This window comes from Allobosea sp. P5_A5, from assembly GCF_056400625.1.
The window spans coordinates 13185-28912 of sequence record NZ_JBFUKY010000012.1 but is presented as its reverse complement, the minus strand read 5'-3'; the positions used below and the strand labels follow the sequence as shown (position 1 = coordinate 28912).

Genomic DNA, 15728 nt, shown 5'->3' with positions numbered 1-15728 from the left:
TTGTCAAGCACGCGGGCGGGATTTGGGCCGCACGATCCGCTGCGGCCGCTCCCGGATCACCGGGGTGCGGGCCGTCAGATATTTAAGCGCCTGGCTGGTCGCGTCCACCTGATCGTCATGACGCGCCAGCGGGAAGGCGAGGAGCTCGGCGAGATAATCGCTCATCCAGCTCGCCTTGCGCGGCAGCATGACCTGTCCGGCCTCGAAGCGAGCGGCTTGGGCCATTAGCCGGGCAGTCTTCTCGATCCGGGATTGCTGCAAGAGCGGATAGAGCGCGCCGCTCTTGCGCAGGTCCTGCGATAGCGCTCGACCGAGCTCTGTATCCTCGATCAGGGTGGCGTCGACTGCATGGCGCTGGCTAAGCTCGATCATCTTGCGCCGCAGTTCGGGTGCCTCCCAGCGCCCGCGAACCAGATCGATCAGATAATAGGTCTGCCCGATCGCCCCCCAGACCATCCCGACCGACCAGTCCGAATGCTCGGCCTGGGTTGAGGCGGTATCCCAGGATGCGACTGTCAGGTCGAAGGTCTCGGGCCACTCATCGGCATGGCACAGCCAGTCACGCTTGATGATCTGCCCCTCGGCTGGCAGCGGGTTCTGCTGATACTGGGCCGAGAAGTTGAGCGAGCCCAGATTGCGCTTGGCGGCCTCCAACCATTCGAGCGTGTCGCGGCCGGGATGCAGGACCTCGCCGGCGGGGCGGTGATAGATCGCTTCAGCCCCCTCCCCGATCCGATAGCACTCTGCTTCCGGTGCGATCGCCGGAATCGACAAGACCTCCCAGTTTTCCTTCTCCAGCACATGCCCGACGAGATCATCCTCATGCAGGCGCTGCATCACGATGATGATGGCGCCGTTCAGCTTGTCGTTAAGGCGCGAGTACAGCGTGCCGTCATAGAACTGCTGCACCCGTCGGCGGGCGGCCGGCGAGGTCGCCGCCTCCAACCCGTTGATCGGATCGTCGATGATGATGAGATCGGCGCCGCGGCCCAGCACCGAGCCGCCGATCGAGGAGGCAAAGCGATAGCCCTGAGCTTTGGTCTTGATCTCATGGCCACGATTGCCCGCGATCGCAAAGCGCGGGAAGGCCCGGCGATACCACTCCGACTGGACCACGCTGCGGAAGCCCGCAGCGTGGGTGAGCGACAGCTCCTGCGCATAGCTGATGGCCATGATCCGCTTGCGCGGCTCATGACCCAGCAACCAGGCACTGAAGGCGATGGTGACGCAGATCGACTTGGCCGAGCGCGGCGGCACCGTGATGATCAGCCGCTTGCACTCGCCTCGCGCCACCCTCGCCAGCTGATAGGCCATCGCTTCGATGTGCCAGTTGTGCTGATAGGCGGTGCCCGGCTCGAGCGTGCCGAAGCAGCGCTCGATGAAGCTCGCAAGGTCCCGGCGAACGGCGAGGTCGAGAAGAGCAGGGTCAGTCATCGCAACCCCCATCGGCACGGCGCTCGCGGGCGATGAAGCGGGCTAGGATGCGCGCCTCTTCCTCCTGCGTCGGCGGATCTTCCGAGGCCTCTTGGCGGCTCTCAGCCATCGCCATGAGCTTGAACAAATCGCGCCGAGCCGATGTATCGCCATTGGCAGCCGATGCCGCCGTCTTCCGCACCAAGCCCTCAAGGAAGGTCACCGTCCGAGCTTTGCCGTCCTTCTTCGTCAGCTGGATCGGCTCGGCCATGACCTTGTCGAGCAGCTCGATGATGTTCAGGCGCGGCTTGGCCTTCCGGCGTCCGGACGGATTGCCGCTCTGGCCCTTCTTGAACTGGGTATGCTTCGGCGGCTTCTTGTAGCCTACGGCTTCGTTGTCATCCTCCTCACGCGCCATGGCCCCCTCCAACGTGTTCGAGAGAGTCGAGGGAGTCGACGGCGGCGACGGCCGCACCGCTGCGCATCGTCGCCATCTCGGCGAAGGTCAGCCCCGTCTCGGCGTGGCGCGCCTCCGCCTTGAACAGCGCCTCCCAGCGGCGGATCGTGCCGTCGACATAGAGCGGATCGAGCTCCAGCCCGTAACCGCGGCGCTTGGTCTTGGCGGCCGCGATCAAGGTCGTGCCCGAGCCCATGAAGGCGTCGAGGATGATGCCGCCTGGCTTGGAGCAATCCTTGATCGCCTCCATCACCATCGCGCAGGGCTTGACCGTCGGGTGGCTTGCGAGCTCCTCCATCCGGCCCTTGCGGAAGCCGTTGACGCCTGCATAGCTCCACAAGGTCGTGCGATAGCGGCCATGCTTGCCGAGCTCGACATTGTTGATGTGGGCTGCCTTGCCGACCTTCCAGAAGGTCACGAACTCCGTCTGGCTGCGATAGAACGAACCCATCCCGCCGAGGGTCTTGGCCCAGGTGATGATGCCCTTGAGCTCGTCGAAGACGGCATGACCGGCGTTCAGCATCTCGTGGAGATGCGCCCCGTCGATGCAGCTATAGACCAATCCGCCGTCCTGAACGTTGGACGCGATCTGGCCGAACACCTCGCGCAGGAACGCGGTGAACACGTCCTTGCTCATCTCGCCCGACGCCATCGCGAACTCGCGGTGCTGCGTCTTGCCCAGGCCGCTCACGTGTCCGCCAATCTTGACGTTGTAAGGCGGATCCATAAACACAGCCTGGGCCTTTTCGCCGTCAAGGAGGCGCGCGTAATCGTCCGGATCGCGGGCGTCGCCGCACATCAGGCGGTGCTTGCCCAGGAGCCAGACATCGCCGCGCTGGGTCACCGCAGCCTCAGTGAGCTCGGGGAGCGCATCGGCCGGATCCTCCTTGACCTTCGCAGGCGTCGGCCCGTCCAGGATCACGTCGATCTCAGCCATCTCGAAGCCGGTCAGCTCGATCTCGATATCGAGCTCGATCAGCTCGCCGAGTTCGAGCTTGAGCAGCTCCTCGTCCCACCCGGCGGCCTCAGCCAGGCGGTTGTCGGCAATGCGCAGCAAGCGCGCCTGTTCGCTGTTCAGGTGGTCCAGGCGGATCGCCGGGACGTGCGTCATGCCGAGCAGCTTGGCCGCTTCGCAGCGGCCGTGCCCCGAGATGATCTCGCCTGAGCCATTGATCGCCACCGGGTTGGTGAAGCCGAACGCCTTGATGCTCTGCGCGATCTGATGGATCTGCTTTTGGGAATGCGTGCGCGCGTTGCGCGGCGACGGCTTCAGCTCGCTCAGCTTCAGCTGGATAATTTGCGGCGCGAAGCTGGCGACAGCCTGCTCCAAGGCGGGATCGCCGATCGGCGCTGACGCGCGGTGGCGTTTGCGCACAACGGGCGCGGTGGGGACCTTCTCGGGCTTCATGGTCTGACATCCTTTTCAAAAAAAGGAGGCCAACCGAACGAACTCAACCTGCCTTAAGTGCGGACCATAAGCACTTACCCCAAGAGCAGTTAGAAGCCTGCGGTCCCCATCACCGCTTCCAACCTTGGTCTTTCGAACGCCGATCGCCTCTCCAATGCGCTCGCTTTGATTCGCGAACAGCTCGTAAGCTACGAGCGGCGTGGCACGATCTCAAGGGGCTGAAGCAAAAGAGCCCAATCTTTTCAATGCGGTACACTCTCTTAGTCAGCTGCACAGCCGTAGGCCTGTCATCCGCGCGATGGACACCTGGCGCAGTCGCCTTCCTGTTTCCACCGGGCCAATCCCTGCTCGCAGTGCAATCGATCGCTGGTTAGGGCGTAGAAATTGCCTGCTTAGAATTGGTACCGAAAGCGCGAAAATGCTGTAAAATCAGTCAGCTTCAGCCGGAAAGACTGCGGCGATAGTGCTGCATTCTTTGAAAAATTCGCTGATCACTCCCTGATAGCAGGCAAATCAGGGAACTACGAACCCCCCACGACTATCCTAGCGGCCATGCGCGATCCACATTCCGATACGAAACGAGAATGATTGGACAGCTGGCGCCTCTATCGACCGGGATTAGGCCTGAAGCATCGATCAGAATTCAGCTTTTTGCAGAAAGCTCAAGCCATGGAGCCGGGGCTCAATCGCCCGGCTGCGCTCCATCATAGCCGCCGATGATCACCAGATCGGCCTGTCCTGCAGCACTGAGGTGTTTGATCGCTTCCTGGTATTCTGGCGAGGCATAGCAGGCGCGGGCTGTCGCTTCGTCCTTGAACTCGATCACGACGTTATGCTTGCGTCCCTCGCCGCGGGCGAGCTTGTATTCGCCGCCGCGCACCAGGAACTTGCCACCGTATTTGGCGAAGGCGACGGCGTTTAGTGCGCGGTAGTTCGCATAGGCCTCGTCGTTCTCGACATCGACGCGGGCGATCCAGTAGCCTTTGGCCATGGCTCAGGCTCCTTCGACGGCGACGAGGTCGATCTCGCCGGCGCCCTCGCGAAGCTTGCGGGCCTCGGCATATTCCGGCGAGAAGAGGTAGGCGCGGGCAGACTGGAAGTCGGCGAATTCGATGATGACGTTGCGGGCGCGGCCCTCGCCTTCGCCCACCGTCATCTGTCCGCCGCGCACGATCGGCGTGCCGCCATAGATTTTCATGACCTCGGAGGCTTTGGCGGCATAGCCCGCCCATTTGGTCGCGTCGGAAACTTTGGCGCGGCCGATGACATATCCCTTGGGCATGGTGACGCGGTCCGTCTTGTTCGAGGTGGATCGTCTGCGCGAGCTTACGAAGCCTGGGAGATCTCGTCCATGATCGCGGCCGCCGCGCCCCGCGGGTCTGTCGCGCGGATGATGGGACGGCCGACGACAAGATGGTCGGCGCCGGCGCGAATCGCTTCGGACGGGGTCAGCGTGCGCTTCTGGTCGCCGGCGGCGCTGCCGGCAGGGCGGATGCCGGGCGTGACGATCGCCATGTCGGGACCGATCACGTCGCGCACGATCTCGGTCTCGGCGGCGGAGCAGACGATGCCGTCGATGCCCGCGATCCGCGCCTGCTCGGCGCGAAGCCGCACCAGATCGCGGACCGCCAGCCCGTATCCGGCATCGCGCAGGTCCTCGTCGTCATAGGAGGTCAGCGCCGTGACGGCGAGCAGCTTCAGATCGCTCTCGCCGCGCCCCTCGACGGCGCCGCGCATGGTCTGGGGATAGGCATGGACGGTGAGGAAGGTGACGCCGAGCTTGGTCAGCGAATCGACGCCCTCGGTGACGGTGTTGCCGATGTCGTGGAGCTTCAGATCGAGGAAGACCTTCTTGCCCTCGGTGACGAGCTGGCGGGCGAGATCGAGCCCGCCAGCGAAAGCCAGCCGGTAGCCGATCTTGTAGAAGGTGACCTCATCATCGAGCGTCGAGACGAGGCGATAGGCATCCCAAACCGTCGGCACATCGAGCGCGACCATCAGGCGGTCGCGAATATCGTTGATCTTCTGCGCCATGGCAGGCTCCCAAGTTTCCGGGCAAGGCGCATGATTCGAGGCCGGACGCAAGGATGGCTGCCGCCGGCCAATCCGGATTGATGCAGGCCAACATTTCGGCCGTATCGGCTTTCATGGAGGTGATCGGTTCCATCACCGCCTGTTGCTCGATCCCATTCTCACATTGCGCTAGATGTCGGGGGCTGACCGGCAAGACCGCGGGAGAAACGTCGCATGGACGAATCCGATACGCTCGACGTAACCGGGACGAACGCCGATGGCGCCTTCCTGCCGCACAGCTCGCATTGGGGCGTGTTCTCCGCCCGAATGAAGGACGGACAGCTCGAGGTCCGGCCTCATTCCGCCGATCCTGATCCCAATGGCATCATCGATAATTTCCCGACGGCGCTGCGCCACAGGGCGCGAATCGCGCAGCCAATGGTGCGTCGCGGCTGGCTGGAGAACGGACCGGGGCCGGACAAACGGCGCGGGCGCGACGAATTCGTGCCGGTAAGCTGGGAGAAGGCGCTCGATCTTCTCGGCGGCGAGCTGAAGCGGGTCCGCGACGATTTCGGGGCGGGTGCGATTTTCGGCGGGTCTTATGGTTGGGCCAGCGCCGGGCGCTTCCACCATGCCCAGAGCCAGATCCACCGCTTCCTGAACGTCGCCTGCGGCGGCTATGTGAAGTCGGTCAACAGCTATTCCTCCGGCTCCTCGCAGGTGCTGATCCCGCACATCGTCGGCGACTATGAGGGGCTGACGAAGCGCAACGTCTCCTGGGAGCAGATCGCCGAACATAGCGAGATCGTGCTGGCCTTCGGCGGCATGGCGCTGAAGAACTCGATGGTCGCCGGCGGCGGCGTCAGCCGGCATGTCGAGCGCGGCGCGATGGAGCGCGCGGCCGAGCGCGGCTGCGCCTTTGTGCTGGTGAGCCCGCTCAAGGCCGATTTGCCCGACGAGGCGAAGGCCGAATGGATCGCCTCGATTCCCGCCAGCGATACGGCGCTGATGATGGCGATCGTGCATACGCTGGTCAGCGAAGGGCTGCATGACCGCGCTTTTCTGGAACGCTATACGGTGGGTTGGTCGATCTTCGAGCGCTATCTGCTCGGCCAAACCGATGGCCAGCCCAAGGATGCGGCCTGGGCTGCACCTCTCACGGGCGTCGCGGCGGATGAGATCGTCGCGCTGGCGCGGCGGCTTTCGGGCAAGCGCGCGGTCATCGTCGTCTCGCACTCGCTGCAGCGGGCCGAGCATGGCGAGCAGCCGGTGTGGATGGGCATGGTGCTGGCCGCAGCGCTCGGCCAGATCGGCCTGCCCGGAGGCGGCTATGCCTATGCGCTCGGCGCCATCGCCTATTACGGGCGCCGCTTCAACGCCGTGCCGCTGCCGACGTTCTCGCAGGGCCGCAACGGCGTGACGGACTACATCCCGGTGGCGCGCATCTCCGACATGCTGCTGAAGCCCGGGGAACCCTATCGCTACAACGGGCAGACGCGGACCTATCCGGAGATCAAGCTGGTGTATTGGGCCGGCGGCAACCCGTTCCATCACCACCAGGACCTGAACAGGCTCCGCGAGGCCTTCTCCCGGCTCGACACGCTCGTCGTCCATGAACTCGCCTGGACGGCGACGGCGCGCCATGCCGACATCGTGTTGCCCTGCACGATGACGCTGGAGCGCGAGGATATCGGCGCCAACTCCAATGACCCGCTGCTGGTGCCGATGCGCCGGGTGGCGGAGCCTTACGGGCAGGCGCGCGACGACTACGACATCTTCGCCGATCTGGCCGAGCGGCTCGACGCTCGCGAAGCCTTCACCGAAGGGCGCACCTCGCGGCAATGGCTGGAGCATCTTTACGAGCCAACGCGCGCAGGCCTCGCCGCCAAGGGACTGCCGGCGCCGAGCTTCGCCGAGTTCTGGGACAGCCAGGGCTACGAGCTGCCGCAGCAGGACGATGATGGTGGCTATCTCCGCGCCTTCCGAAACGATCCCGAAGGCAAGCCGTTGAAGACGCCGAGCGGCAAGCTCGAGATCTTCAGCGAGACCATCGGCGGCTATGGCGAGGCCGATTGCCCCGGCCATCCGACATGGCTCGGCCCGGTGCATGTCCCGGATGCCGCCTCACCCTATGTGCTCGTCGCCAACCAGCCTCGGACGAGGTTGCACAGTCAGTTCGACTTCGGCGGCCATAGCGACGCGGCCAAGCATCGCGGGCGCGAGGTGGCGCGGATGCATTCGCAGGATGCGGCCCGCCATGGCATCGGCGAGGGCGACATCGTCCGCTTGTTCAACCAGCGCGGCGCCTGTCTCGCGGCGGTGACGCTAACGCAGGACATTCGAGTCGGCGTGATCCAGCTGCCGACCGGGGCCTGGTACGATCCCGCTGATCCGGAGGACGACAAGCCGCTCTGCGTGCACGGGAACCCGAATGTCCTGACGAAGGATGTCGGCACTTCGGCGCTGGCGCAGGGCTGCACGGGCCAGCTCACGACCGTGCAGGTCGAACGATTCGACGGCAATCTCCCGCCGATCCAGGCTTTTGAGCCGCCAGGCGCCTGATCGGCGTTGGTGGGGCTCCCTCAGAACTGCGGCAACTCCGCCTGTTCGCGCTCCGCGAACACCTGCTGGAAGACCTGCGCCCAGACATCCGCCGGCTGGGCGCCGGAGAGGGCATGTTTGCCGTCGACAATGAAGAAGGGCACGCCGTCGACGCCGATCTCCCGCATGCGGTTTTCCAGCCCGATCACCGTCTCGCGCAACTCGTCGCTGGCGAGCTGATCGCGGGCGGCCTGTTCGTCGAAACCCTGCTCGACCGCGATCGCCACGAGCGTCTCGATATCGCCGATGTCTCGCCCATCCTGCCAGTAGGCCTTGAAGAGAGCTGCCTTCATGTCGGTGCCGCGCATAACGGTAGAGGCAGCGGCAACCAGCATATGGGCCATGCGGGTGTTGACGCTCTTGCTGACCTTGGACCAATTGAACGTCACACCGCTTTCCAGCGCGGCTTCGGAAAGCCGAACCTCGATCTCCTTGCGCTTGCCGGCACCGAACTTTGCCTCGAGATATTGCGTGCGGTCCACACCCTCGGCCGGCATGTCGGGGTTCAACTCGTAGGGCAGCCAGGTGATGGCGAAGCGATCGGCCAGCCCGTTCTGCGCCAGCGCCGTTTCCAGCCGCGCCTTGCCGATGAAGCACCAGGGGCAGGCGATGTCGGAGACGATCGCGAGCGAAAGCTTCTCCTGCATGTCGAAATCCTTCGTATCAGGCTGACGGATAGGCGTGCTGCGAACCGTTCCGGTCTTCCGCGAGCGCTTCCACACCCGGAATGTCGCAACCGGAGAGGAATGACGGGCCGACCGGGATCTTTCCGGCACCGCCGGGGATGTCGAGGATATAGGTGGGCTGGCACAGCCCGGAAAGATGGCCGCGCAGGCTTTTGACCAGAGCCTGCCCTTCCTCCAGCGTCAGCCGAAAATGCGAGGTGCCGGGCGCGAGGTCGGGATGGTGCAGGTAATAGGGCTTGATGCGGTTCTCGACGAAGGCCCGCATCAGGGCCGAGAGCGTCGCGACATCGGCATTGATGCCCCTCAACAGCACCGACTGGCTCACCAGCACATGGCCGGCATCGGCGAGCGTCGCGATCGCGGCGCGGGCTGCGTCGGTGAACTCGCGTGGATGATTGGCGTGGATCGCGATGTAGCTCGCCTTGCCGGGGATGCGGAGCGCTCGCGCGTAGTCTGCCGTGATCCGAGCCGGGTCGACCACCGGCACGCGGGTGTGCCAGCGCACCACCTTGATATTCGGGATCGCCGCGAGGCGTGTCGCGATATCGGCGATCCGGCGCGCCGAGAGGATGAATGGATCTCCTCCCGTAAGGATGACCTCCCAGATCTCGGGCCGGGACGCGAGATAGGCGATCGCGGCATCAAGCTTGGCACCGCTAAGCGCGTCACCGCCGGGGCCGACCATTTCGCGACGGAAGCAGAAGCGGCAATAGACCGGGCAGGCGTGGACGATCTTGAGCAGGGCGCGGTCGGGATAACGATGCACCACGCCCTCGACCGGCGAATGGGCTTCGTCGCCGATAGGGTCCGCAAGTTCCTGTGGCAGCGTCAGCAGCTCCGCCGCATCGGGAATGAACTGGCGAGCGATCGGATCGGCGGGATCCGCGCTGTCGATCAGGGCGGCGACGGCTGGCGTAACCGAGACGGCGTAACGCTCTGCCACCTTTTGCAACGCGTCACGGTTCGCAGGCTGGACCAGGCCAGCGTTGATCAGCGCGTCGATGCCGCGCAGCGGCTGGCCGCCCGGAGGCTGGTGAAGGGTCATGCCCCTCCCCTGCCCGGTTCGGCCACCGGCGTCCAGAGCACATCCTCGATGCGGCGCGCCCCGACGCAGAGCATCGCCAGCCGGTCGAAGCCCAGTGCGATACCGCTGGCCGGCGGCATATTGGCGAGCGCTGCCAGGAAATCCTCGTCGAGGGGATAGCGCTCGCCATAGATACGCTGCTTCTCGTCCATGTCGGCTTCGAAGCGTCGCCGCTGCTCGGCAGGGTCGGTGAGTTCGCCGAAGGCATTGGCGAGTTCGACACCGCAGGCATAGAGCTCGAAGCGCTCGGCCACGCGCGGGTCGCCGGGCTTGGGCCGGGCGAGCGCGGCTTCGCTGATCGGATATTCGCAGAGGATCGTCGCCCGTCCCTGGCCGAGATGCGGCTCGACCCGCTCGGACAGGATGCGGCTGAAGATGTCCGACCAGCTGTCGTCGTCCGCGACGCGGATGCCGGCTTCGAGCGCGTCGGCGGCGAGCCCGCCGCGATCGACCTCGCCATCGGCCGTCACGGTCCGCAGAAGATCGATGCCGGCATGGCGCGAGAAAGCCTGCTGCAACGTCAGGCGCTCCGGTTCGGCGAAAGGATCGGCCTGCCGACCCCGAAAGCGCAGTGTGACCGTGCCGGCAGCGCGCGCGGCCTCGCCCAGAAGCGCAGCGCAATCGCCCATCAGCACGTCGTAATCCTCGCCGGCGCGATACCATTCCAGCATCGTGAATTCGGGATGGTGCAGGGCCGTGCGCTCGCGGTTGCGAAAGACACGGGCGAAATCGAAGATGCGCTTCTCACCCGCGGCCAGCAGCTTCTTGGCGGCGAATTCGGGCGAGGTCTGCAGGTAATAGGGATGGCTTGCACCGGCATCGTCGATCAGCGTCGTCGCGAAGCCGTGCAGATGTGTCTCGTTGCCAGGGGATACCTGCAGAATCGCGGCCTCGACCTCGACGAAGTCTCGTGCCTCGAACCAGCGTCGGAACGCTGCCTTGATCCGTGCGCGCGCCAGCAGCGCGGGGCGGCGGTCGGCGTGGATGTCAGGCCGCCAGAACGGCGGTGGGGAGAGTGGCATCGAATTCACGTCTCGAAACCGTCGTGAAGCTTCCGTTTGACGCGCAAATGCGGTAGTGGCGCGGCTATCAAGAGTTCGCATAGAGCATTGCGCGGGGGACTGGGAACCGGTTTTCGCGAGCGCAAGGCTCAAGATGATTAAGAATCGCGCGGGCCTAACCGCGCACCAGAAGGACATTCACGTGGTCAAGGTCATCGCCTCTTCCGTCCGCAAGGGCAACGTCCTCGAGCTGGACGGACATCTCTGCACGGTCCTCTCGGCCGAGAGCTTCTTTCCCGGCAAGGGCACGCCGACCACGCAGATCGACATGCGCCGCATTTCCGACGGCACTAAGATGACGCAGCGCTACAAGACGACCGAGCAGGTCGAGCGCGCCTATGTCGAGGATCGCGACTTCACCTATCTCTATCAGGACGGCGAGCAATACGTCTTCATGAACCCCGAGACCTTCGACCAGATCCATGTCGATGGCGACGTGGTCGGCGATATGGCGCCCTATCTTCAGGAAAATATGAAGGTTTCGCTTTCGGTGTTTGACGACCGCGCGGTGGCCATCGAGCTGCCGCAGCGCGTCACCGTCGAGGTCACCGAGACCGAGCCGGTGACCAAGGGACAGACCGCGTCGTCCTCCTACAAGCCGGCGATCCTCGCCAACGGCGTGCGCAGCGCCGTGCCCCCGCATATCGGCGTCGGCACCCGCATCGTTGTGCTGACCACGGACGGCTCCTATGTCGAGCGCGCGAAAGACTGATCTACAGGCGCAGAGCCGAAGAGCCAAAAATCCTCTATAGCGATCGGCAGCGGGCCCTTCCGGGCCCGTTTTCGTTTCGAGGATCTTCATGTCGCTTACAGTCAAGGCCGCCGCCCTTTCCGGCTTCGTACAGACGCTCAGGGCGATCGATGCCATCCTCGACAAGGCCGGGGAACAGGCAGAGACGCGCAAGATTCAGCCTGACGTGCTGCTGAATGCGCGGCTGGCGCCGGATATGCTGGCCTTCACCCGCCAGATCCAGCTTTGCTGCGATTTCGCCAAGAATGCCGTGGCGCGGTTGTCAGGCGGCGAGAATCCCCGTTTCCCGGACGAGGAAAAGAGCTTTCCCGAGCTGAAGGAACGCATCGCCAGGACGCTGGCCTTCATCGACGCGGCGGACGGCGCGGCGCTCGATGCAGGCCTGACTCGCGACGTCACCTTCCCGCGTGGTCCGTCGGCGACCGTGACGATGACGGGCGAGGCCTATCTGACGCGCTTCGCCATCCCGAACTTCTATTTCCACGCGACGACGGCTTACGACATCCTGCGCCAGAACGGCTTCCAGATCGGCAAACAGGACTTCCTGATGGGTGTGTACGACGCCTGACGGTCGCGGCAGGAACGGCAACTGCGAGGCCCGAGATTTAAAATATCGCCGGGCCTTGAAAGCGCCACATGTCCTGCCTAAATGAAGATCACGGCGATGTTGAAGGCGGTTCTGCTGCTTTCCATTGTCGGTGAAGACGACCATGGTCGAACGTTTGACGCCGGATGTACGCGCACCCGTTCAGGACATGGTCGTTGGTTCTTCCGAGGCCCGTAGCGGACATCCGCTGCGGGTCTTTTCGTTTCGGGCAGCGGTCGCCACGGCCCGACCTGCGCGAGGCCTGAAGATGCCGACGCTTTCGGCGCTCAGCTTTTCAGGAACTCATTGTTGAGGCGCTCTTCGCCGAGCGTACTTGCCGGGCCATGCCCCGGCAGGAACTGCACGTCGTCGCCAAGCGGCAGCAGTTTGTCTTTGATGCCCGCAATCAAGGTTTCGTGGCTGCCATAAGGAAAATCGGTTCGGCCGACCGAGCCCGCAAAAAGCGTGTCTCCGGCGAGGAGAAAGCGCAGTTCCTTCTGGAAGAACGTGACGTGCCCCGGGGTATGGCCCGGGACATGGGCGACCTCGAAGACGAGGGCGCCGAGCGAGACGGTGTCGCCTTCCTCAAGCCAACGCGTCGGCGTGACCGCCTTCATGTCGCGGATGTCAAAACGCAAACCCTGAGCCGGAAGTCCGTCGAGCAGGAATTTGTCGGCTTCGTGCGGGCCGACGATCGGAAGCGACAGCGCCTCGGCGAGTTCGGTGGCGCCGCCGGCATGGTCGAGATGGCCGTGCGTCAGCCAGATCGCGACCGGTGTCACGCCCAGCTCCTTCAACGCCGCTTGAAGCTTCGGCACATCGCCACCGGGATCGACGATGGCGGCCTGCCTGGTCGCCGTCTCCCAGATGATGGAGCAGTTCTGCTGAAACGGCGTCACCGGCACGACGGCGATCTGGAACGGCGGATGCGGCTGGTCGGTCATGGGGTCCTTCGACGATCCAAATGCCGCTCCCGTCATTGCGAGCGCAGCGAAGCAATCCAGGGGGGCCAGAATGAAGCGTTCAACCCAGTCCGTCTGGATTGCTTCGTCGCTTCGCTTCTCGCAATGACGAACCCTTATCGGCCGCCGCAGCGCCCGGCGACGAGAGCGCGATAATCCTTCAGGTCGGAATCCATCTCGGCCACGTTGCGCTCGCGTTCCGCGCCGCTCTGGCAGGTCGCGAAAATGGAACGAGATTTCTGCAGGAAGCCGACATGTTCGCGATAAGCCCGGCACTGCGCGGCCTGATCGAAGCCGGCCGCTGCCGCCAACCGCGTCTGCTGCTGGCGGAAGGCCGCCTCGTTCTGGAACAGATCGCGCGAGCAGGTCGCGGGGCGCGGCTGTTGAGCGAGAGCGGGCACAGCGGCGAACATCAAGGCGAGCGCGAAGACAACAGCGGTTCTCATCCGAGGTTCAACTCCTTGAAGAAGTCGTTGCCCTTTTCGTCGATGACGATGAAGGCCGGGAAATCTTCGACCTCGATGCGCCACACCGCCTCCATGCCGAGTTCGGGGTATTCCAGCACTTCGACCTTGCGGATGCAGTCCTGCGCGAGCCGCGCGGCAGGCCCTCCAACGGAACCTAGATAGAAGCCGCCATGGGATTTGCAGGCCTCGCGGACAGCGGCCGAGCGATTACCCTTGGCGAGCATCACCATCGAGCCGCCGAAGGACTGGAACTGGTCGACGAAGGAATCCATGCGTCCTGCGGTGGTCGGGCCGAAGGAGCCCGAGGCGAAGCCCTCCGGCGTCTTGGCCSGACCGGCGTAATAGACCGGATGGTTCTTGAAATAGTCCGGCATGCCCTCACCCCGGTCCAGCCGCTCGCGGATTTTCGCATGGGCGGCGTCGCGGGCGACGATGATCGTGCCGGTCAGCGAAAGCCGTGTCTTGACCGGGTAAAGGGAGAGTGTGGCAAGAATTTCGCTCATCGGCCGGTTGAGATCGATCTTGACGACATCTCCCCCAAGCGAGGCGTCCTCGACCTCCGGCAGATATTTCGACGGGTCGGTCTCCAGCGCCTCTAGGAAGATGCCGTCTTTGGTGATCTTGCCCTTGGCCTGGCGGTCGGCCGAGCAGGAGACGCCGAGGCCGATGGGCAGCGAAGCGCCGTGACGCGGCAGCCGGATGACACGGACGTCGTGGCAGAAATACTTGCCGCCGAACTGCGCGCCGACGCCGAGCGACTGCGTCAGCAGATGAATGTTCTGCTCCATCTCGACGTCCCGGAAGGCGTGGCCGGAGGGCGACCCTTGCGTCGGGAGGGCGTCCAGATATTTCGTCGAGGCAAGCTTGACCGTCTTGAGGTTCTGCTCGGCCGAGGTGCCACCGATGACGATCGCGAGGTGGTAGGGCGGGCACGCCGCCGTGCCCAGCGTCAGAATCTTTTCCTTCAGGAAGGAGGTCATCCGCTCCTTGGTCAGGAGAGACGGCGTTGCCTGGAACAGGAAGGTCTTGTTGGCGGAGCCGCCGCCCTTGGCGACGAAGAGGAATTTATAAGCGGAATCGTTGGGACCTTTGCCCTCGGCATAGATATCGATCTGCGCCGGCAGGTTTGTCGCGGTGTTCTTCTCCTCGAACATCGAAAGCGGCGCGACCTGGGAATAGCGCAGGTTGCGTTTGAAATAGGCGTCATGGACGCCCTCCCCCAGCGCGGCCTCGTCGCCGCCCTCTGTCCAGATATTACGGCCCTTCTTGCCCATGATGATCGCAGTGCCGGTGTCCTGGCACATCGGCAGCACGCCGCCGGCCGCGATATTGGCGTTCTTCAGCAGGTCGTAGGCAACGAACTTGTCGTTCGAGGTGGCCTCGGGATCGTCGAGAATTTTGCTCAGCTGCGCGAGATGGCCCGGCCGCAGAAGATGATTGATGTCGATGAAAGCCTGCTCGGAGAGCTGCCGGATCGCCTCGCGCGAGACGCTGAGAACCTCGCGCTCGCCGATTTTCTCGACGCTGACGCCTTCGCTGCCCAGCGAACGGTAAGGCGTGGTGTCCTCGCCGAGCGGAAAGAGATCGACATGCGTATAAGCCATGATGGGCGCTCCGAAGCGAGGTGCGCCGCGTCGCTCTCAGGCCAGCGCGGTGCCGTCAGACCGGGGTCATAACCCCTGGCAGACCTGCCTCCAAGCAGTCTTTCATGCTTCGAAATTCAGGCTGGCCGGTGGTCAAGCCGCCTGGGCGGCGGACTCGGCCAGCAGCGAATAGATGATCTGCGGATCGCGGATCTTGCGGACCTGCTCCAGCACCGCCTGATTGCGCAGCACCCGGGCGACGCGGGCCAGCGCCTTGAGATGATCGGCGCCGGCGCCTTCGGGCGCGATCAGCACGAAAATAATATCGACCGGCTGCCCGTCGAGCGATTCGAAGTCGATCGGCTTGTCGAGGCGGGCGAACAGCCCGACGAGGCGCTCGATGCCCGGCATGCGTCCGTGCGGGATCGCGATGCCGTCGCCGATGCCTGTCGAGCCCAGCCGTTCGCGCTGCAGGAGCGATTCATAGAGTTCGCGCTCCGGAAGACCGGTCAAGGCAGCGGCGTGCTGGGAAATCTCCTGCAGCGCCTGCTTCTTGCTGTTGGCGCGGAGCGGCGAAATCACCGCCTCCGGCCTCAGGAGATCAATCAGCGTCATTCGCCAGTCCATGCATGTCCCGTGCCGGACAATCGTCCGGC

The 15728-nt window shown here is 64.3% G+C and carries 16 protein-coding genes; 3 read left to right on the top strand and 13 right to left on the bottom strand.

Annotated elements, in window-relative coordinates:
• Window positions 1–3 precede the first annotated feature (3 nt).
• From terL to pyrF, 6 genes are all read right to left on the bottom strand, one after another.
• A complete protein-coding gene (gene terL, locus AC1DR6_RS19670) occupies window positions 4–1434 on the bottom strand; it encodes a phage terminase large subunit (protein ID WP_476830962.1) in 1431 nt (476 codons plus the stop codon).
• Window positions 1427–1831, bottom strand: coding sequence for a DUF5681 domain-containing protein (locus AC1DR6_RS19665; RefSeq protein WP_476830961.1), 405 nt, complete (start codon window positions 1829–1831; stop codon window positions 1427–1429). Before AC1DR6_RS19665 ends, terL begins: the two co-directional genes overlap by 8 nt.
• Complete coding sequence (locus AC1DR6_RS19660) at window positions 1821–3278, bottom strand: site-specific DNA-methyltransferase (protein ID WP_476830960.1); 1458 nt, start codon at window positions 3276–3278, stop codon at window positions 1821–1823. The genes AC1DR6_RS19665 and AC1DR6_RS19660 overlap by 11 nt, the downstream gene beginning before the upstream one ends.
• Window positions 3279–3960: 682 nt before the next feature.
• Entirely contained in the window at window positions 3961–4269 is a 309-nt protein-coding gene (locus AC1DR6_RS19655; RefSeq protein WP_476830959.1) for a DUF1330 domain-containing protein, read from the bottom strand.
• Between the two features lie 3 nt (window positions 4270–4272).
• Window positions 4273–4560 (bottom strand): DUF1330 domain-containing protein, encoded by a 288-nt coding sequence (locus tag AC1DR6_RS19650; RefSeq protein ID WP_476830958.1) that lies wholly within the window; start codon window positions 4558–4560, stop codon window positions 4273–4275.
• Window positions 4561–4604: 44 nt separating this feature from the next.
• The gene (pyrF, locus tag AC1DR6_RS19645; RefSeq protein WP_476830957.1) at window positions 4605–5312 is read right to left on the bottom strand and encodes an orotidine-5'-phosphate decarboxylase; all 708 of its coding nucleotides are present in this window, start codon (window positions 5310–5312) and stop codon (window positions 4605–4607) included.
• Window positions 5313–5525: 213 nt separating this feature from the next.
• Here pyrF and AC1DR6_RS19640 point away from each other — a divergent pair, with 213 nt between their 5' ends.
• Window positions 5526–7853: a molybdopterin guanine dinucleotide-containing S/N-oxide reductase gene (locus tag AC1DR6_RS19640; RefSeq protein ID WP_476830956.1), complete on the top strand. Its 2328-nt coding sequence runs from the start codon at window positions 5526–5528 to the stop codon at window positions 7851–7853.
• 20 nt (window positions 7854–7873) lie between these two features.
• On the opposite strand, the gene AC1DR6_RS19635 is transcribed toward AC1DR6_RS19640, so the two are convergent.
• From AC1DR6_RS19635 to epmA, 3 genes are read right to left on the bottom strand one after another with little or no spacing between them, the layout of a single operon-like run.
• A complete protein-coding gene (locus AC1DR6_RS19635; protein WP_476830955.1) occupies window positions 7874–8539 on the bottom strand; it encodes a DsbA family oxidoreductase in 666 nt (221 codons plus the stop codon).
• Window positions 8540–8555: 16 nt separating this feature from the next.
• Window positions 8556–9623, bottom strand: coding sequence for a lysine-2,3-aminomutase-like protein (locus AC1DR6_RS19630; RefSeq protein WP_476830954.1), 1068 nt, complete (start codon window positions 9621–9623; stop codon window positions 8556–8558).
• Window positions 9620–10684 carry an EF-P lysine aminoacylase EpmA gene (gene epmA / locus AC1DR6_RS19625; protein WP_476830953.1) on the bottom strand — a complete coding sequence of 355 codons (1065 nt, stop codon included), beginning with the start codon at window positions 10682–10684 and terminating at the stop codon, window positions 9620–9622. Before epmA ends, AC1DR6_RS19630 begins: the two co-directional genes overlap by 4 nt.
• Window positions 10685–10817: 133 nt before the next feature.
• On the opposite strand from epmA, the gene efp reads away from it, so the two are divergent.
• Complete coding sequence (gene efp, locus AC1DR6_RS19620; RefSeq protein ID WP_476830952.1) at window positions 10818–11435, top strand: elongation factor P; 618 nt, start codon at window positions 10818–10820, stop codon at window positions 11433–11435.
• A gap of 88 nt (window positions 11436–11523) precedes the next feature.
• Window positions 11524–12042, top strand: coding sequence for a DUF1993 domain-containing protein (locus AC1DR6_RS19615; protein ID WP_476830951.1), 519 nt, complete (start codon window positions 11524–11526; stop codon window positions 12040–12042).
• A gap of 305 nt (window positions 12043–12347) precedes the next feature.
• Here AC1DR6_RS19615 and AC1DR6_RS19610 read toward each other — a convergent pair whose 3' ends face one another.
• From AC1DR6_RS19610 to ptsN, 4 genes are all read right to left on the bottom strand, one after another.
• The gene (locus AC1DR6_RS19610) at window positions 12348–13004 is read right to left on the bottom strand and encodes an MBL fold metallo-hydrolase (RefSeq protein ID WP_476830950.1); all 657 of its coding nucleotides are present in this window, start codon (window positions 13002–13004) and stop codon (window positions 12348–12350) included.
• Window positions 13005–13138: 134 nt separating this feature from the next.
• Entirely contained in the window at window positions 13139–13468 is a 330-nt protein-coding gene (locus AC1DR6_RS19605; RefSeq protein WP_476830949.1) for a hypothetical protein, read from the bottom strand.
• Window positions 13465–15093 carry a fumarate hydratase gene (locus AC1DR6_RS19600; protein WP_476830948.1) on the bottom strand — a complete coding sequence of 543 codons (1629 nt, stop codon included), beginning with the start codon at window positions 15091–15093 and terminating at the stop codon, window positions 13465–13467. Before AC1DR6_RS19600 ends, AC1DR6_RS19605 begins: the two co-directional genes overlap by 4 nt.
• A 132-nt stretch (window positions 15094–15225) precedes the next feature.
• Entirely contained in the window at window positions 15226–15687 is a 462-nt protein-coding gene (ptsN, locus tag AC1DR6_RS19595) for a PTS IIA-like nitrogen regulatory protein PtsN (RefSeq protein WP_476830947.1), read from the bottom strand.
• Between the last annotated feature and the right edge of the window lie 41 nt (window positions 15688–15728).

Coding starts and splice junctions, on each gene's coding strand:
- terL (WP_476830962.1), bottom strand. CDS start 1,434: ATGACTGACCCTGCTCTTCTCGACCTCGCCGTTCGCCGGGACCTTGCG.
- AC1DR6_RS19640 (WP_476830956.1), top strand. CDS start 5,526: ATGGACGAATCCGATACGCTCGACGTAACCGGGACGAACGCCGATGGC.
- AC1DR6_RS19610 (WP_476830950.1), bottom strand. CDS start 13,004: ATGACCGACCAGCCGCATCCGCCGTTCCAGATCGCCGTCGTGCCGGTG.
- epmA (WP_476830953.1), bottom strand. CDS start 10,684: ATGCCACTCTCCCCACCGCCGTTCTGGCGGCCTGACATCCACGCCGAC.
- efp (WP_476830952.1), top strand. CDS start 10,818: ATGATTAAGAATCGCGCGGGCCTAACCGCGCACCAGAAGGACATTCAC.
- AC1DR6_RS19660 (WP_476830960.1), bottom strand. CDS start 3,278: ATGAAGCCCGAGAAGGTCCCCACCGCGCCCGTTGTGCGCAAACGCCAC.
- pyrF (WP_476830957.1), bottom strand. CDS start 5,312: ATGGCGCAGAAGATCAACGATATTCGCGACCGCCTGATGGTCGCGCTC.
- AC1DR6_RS19605 (WP_476830949.1), bottom strand. CDS start 13,468: ATGAGAACCGCTGTTGTCTTCGCGCTCGCCTTGATGTTCGCCGCTGTG.
- AC1DR6_RS19630 (WP_476830954.1), bottom strand. CDS start 9,623: ATGACCCTTCACCAGCCTCCGGGCGGCCAGCCGCTGCGCGGCATCGAC.
- AC1DR6_RS19615 (WP_476830951.1), top strand. CDS start 11,524: ATGTCGCTTACAGTCAAGGCCGCCGCCCTTTCCGGCTTCGTACAGACG.
- AC1DR6_RS19650 (WP_476830958.1), bottom strand. CDS start 4,560: ATGCCCAAGGGATATGTCATCGGCCGCGCCAAAGTTTCCGACGCGACC.
- ptsN (WP_476830947.1), bottom strand. CDS start 15,687: ATGACGCTGATTGATCTCCTGAGGCCGGAGGCGGTGATTTCGCCGCTC.
- AC1DR6_RS19655 (WP_476830959.1), bottom strand. CDS start 4,269: ATGGCCAAAGGCTACTGGATCGCCCGCGTCGATGTCGAGAACGACGAG.
- AC1DR6_RS19635 (WP_476830955.1), bottom strand. CDS start 8,539: ATGCAGGAGAAGCTTTCGCTCGCGATCGTCTCCGACATCGCCTGCCCC.
- AC1DR6_RS19665 (WP_476830961.1), bottom strand. CDS start 1,831: ATGGCGCGTGAGGAGGATGACAACGAAGCCGTAGGCTACAAGAAGCCG.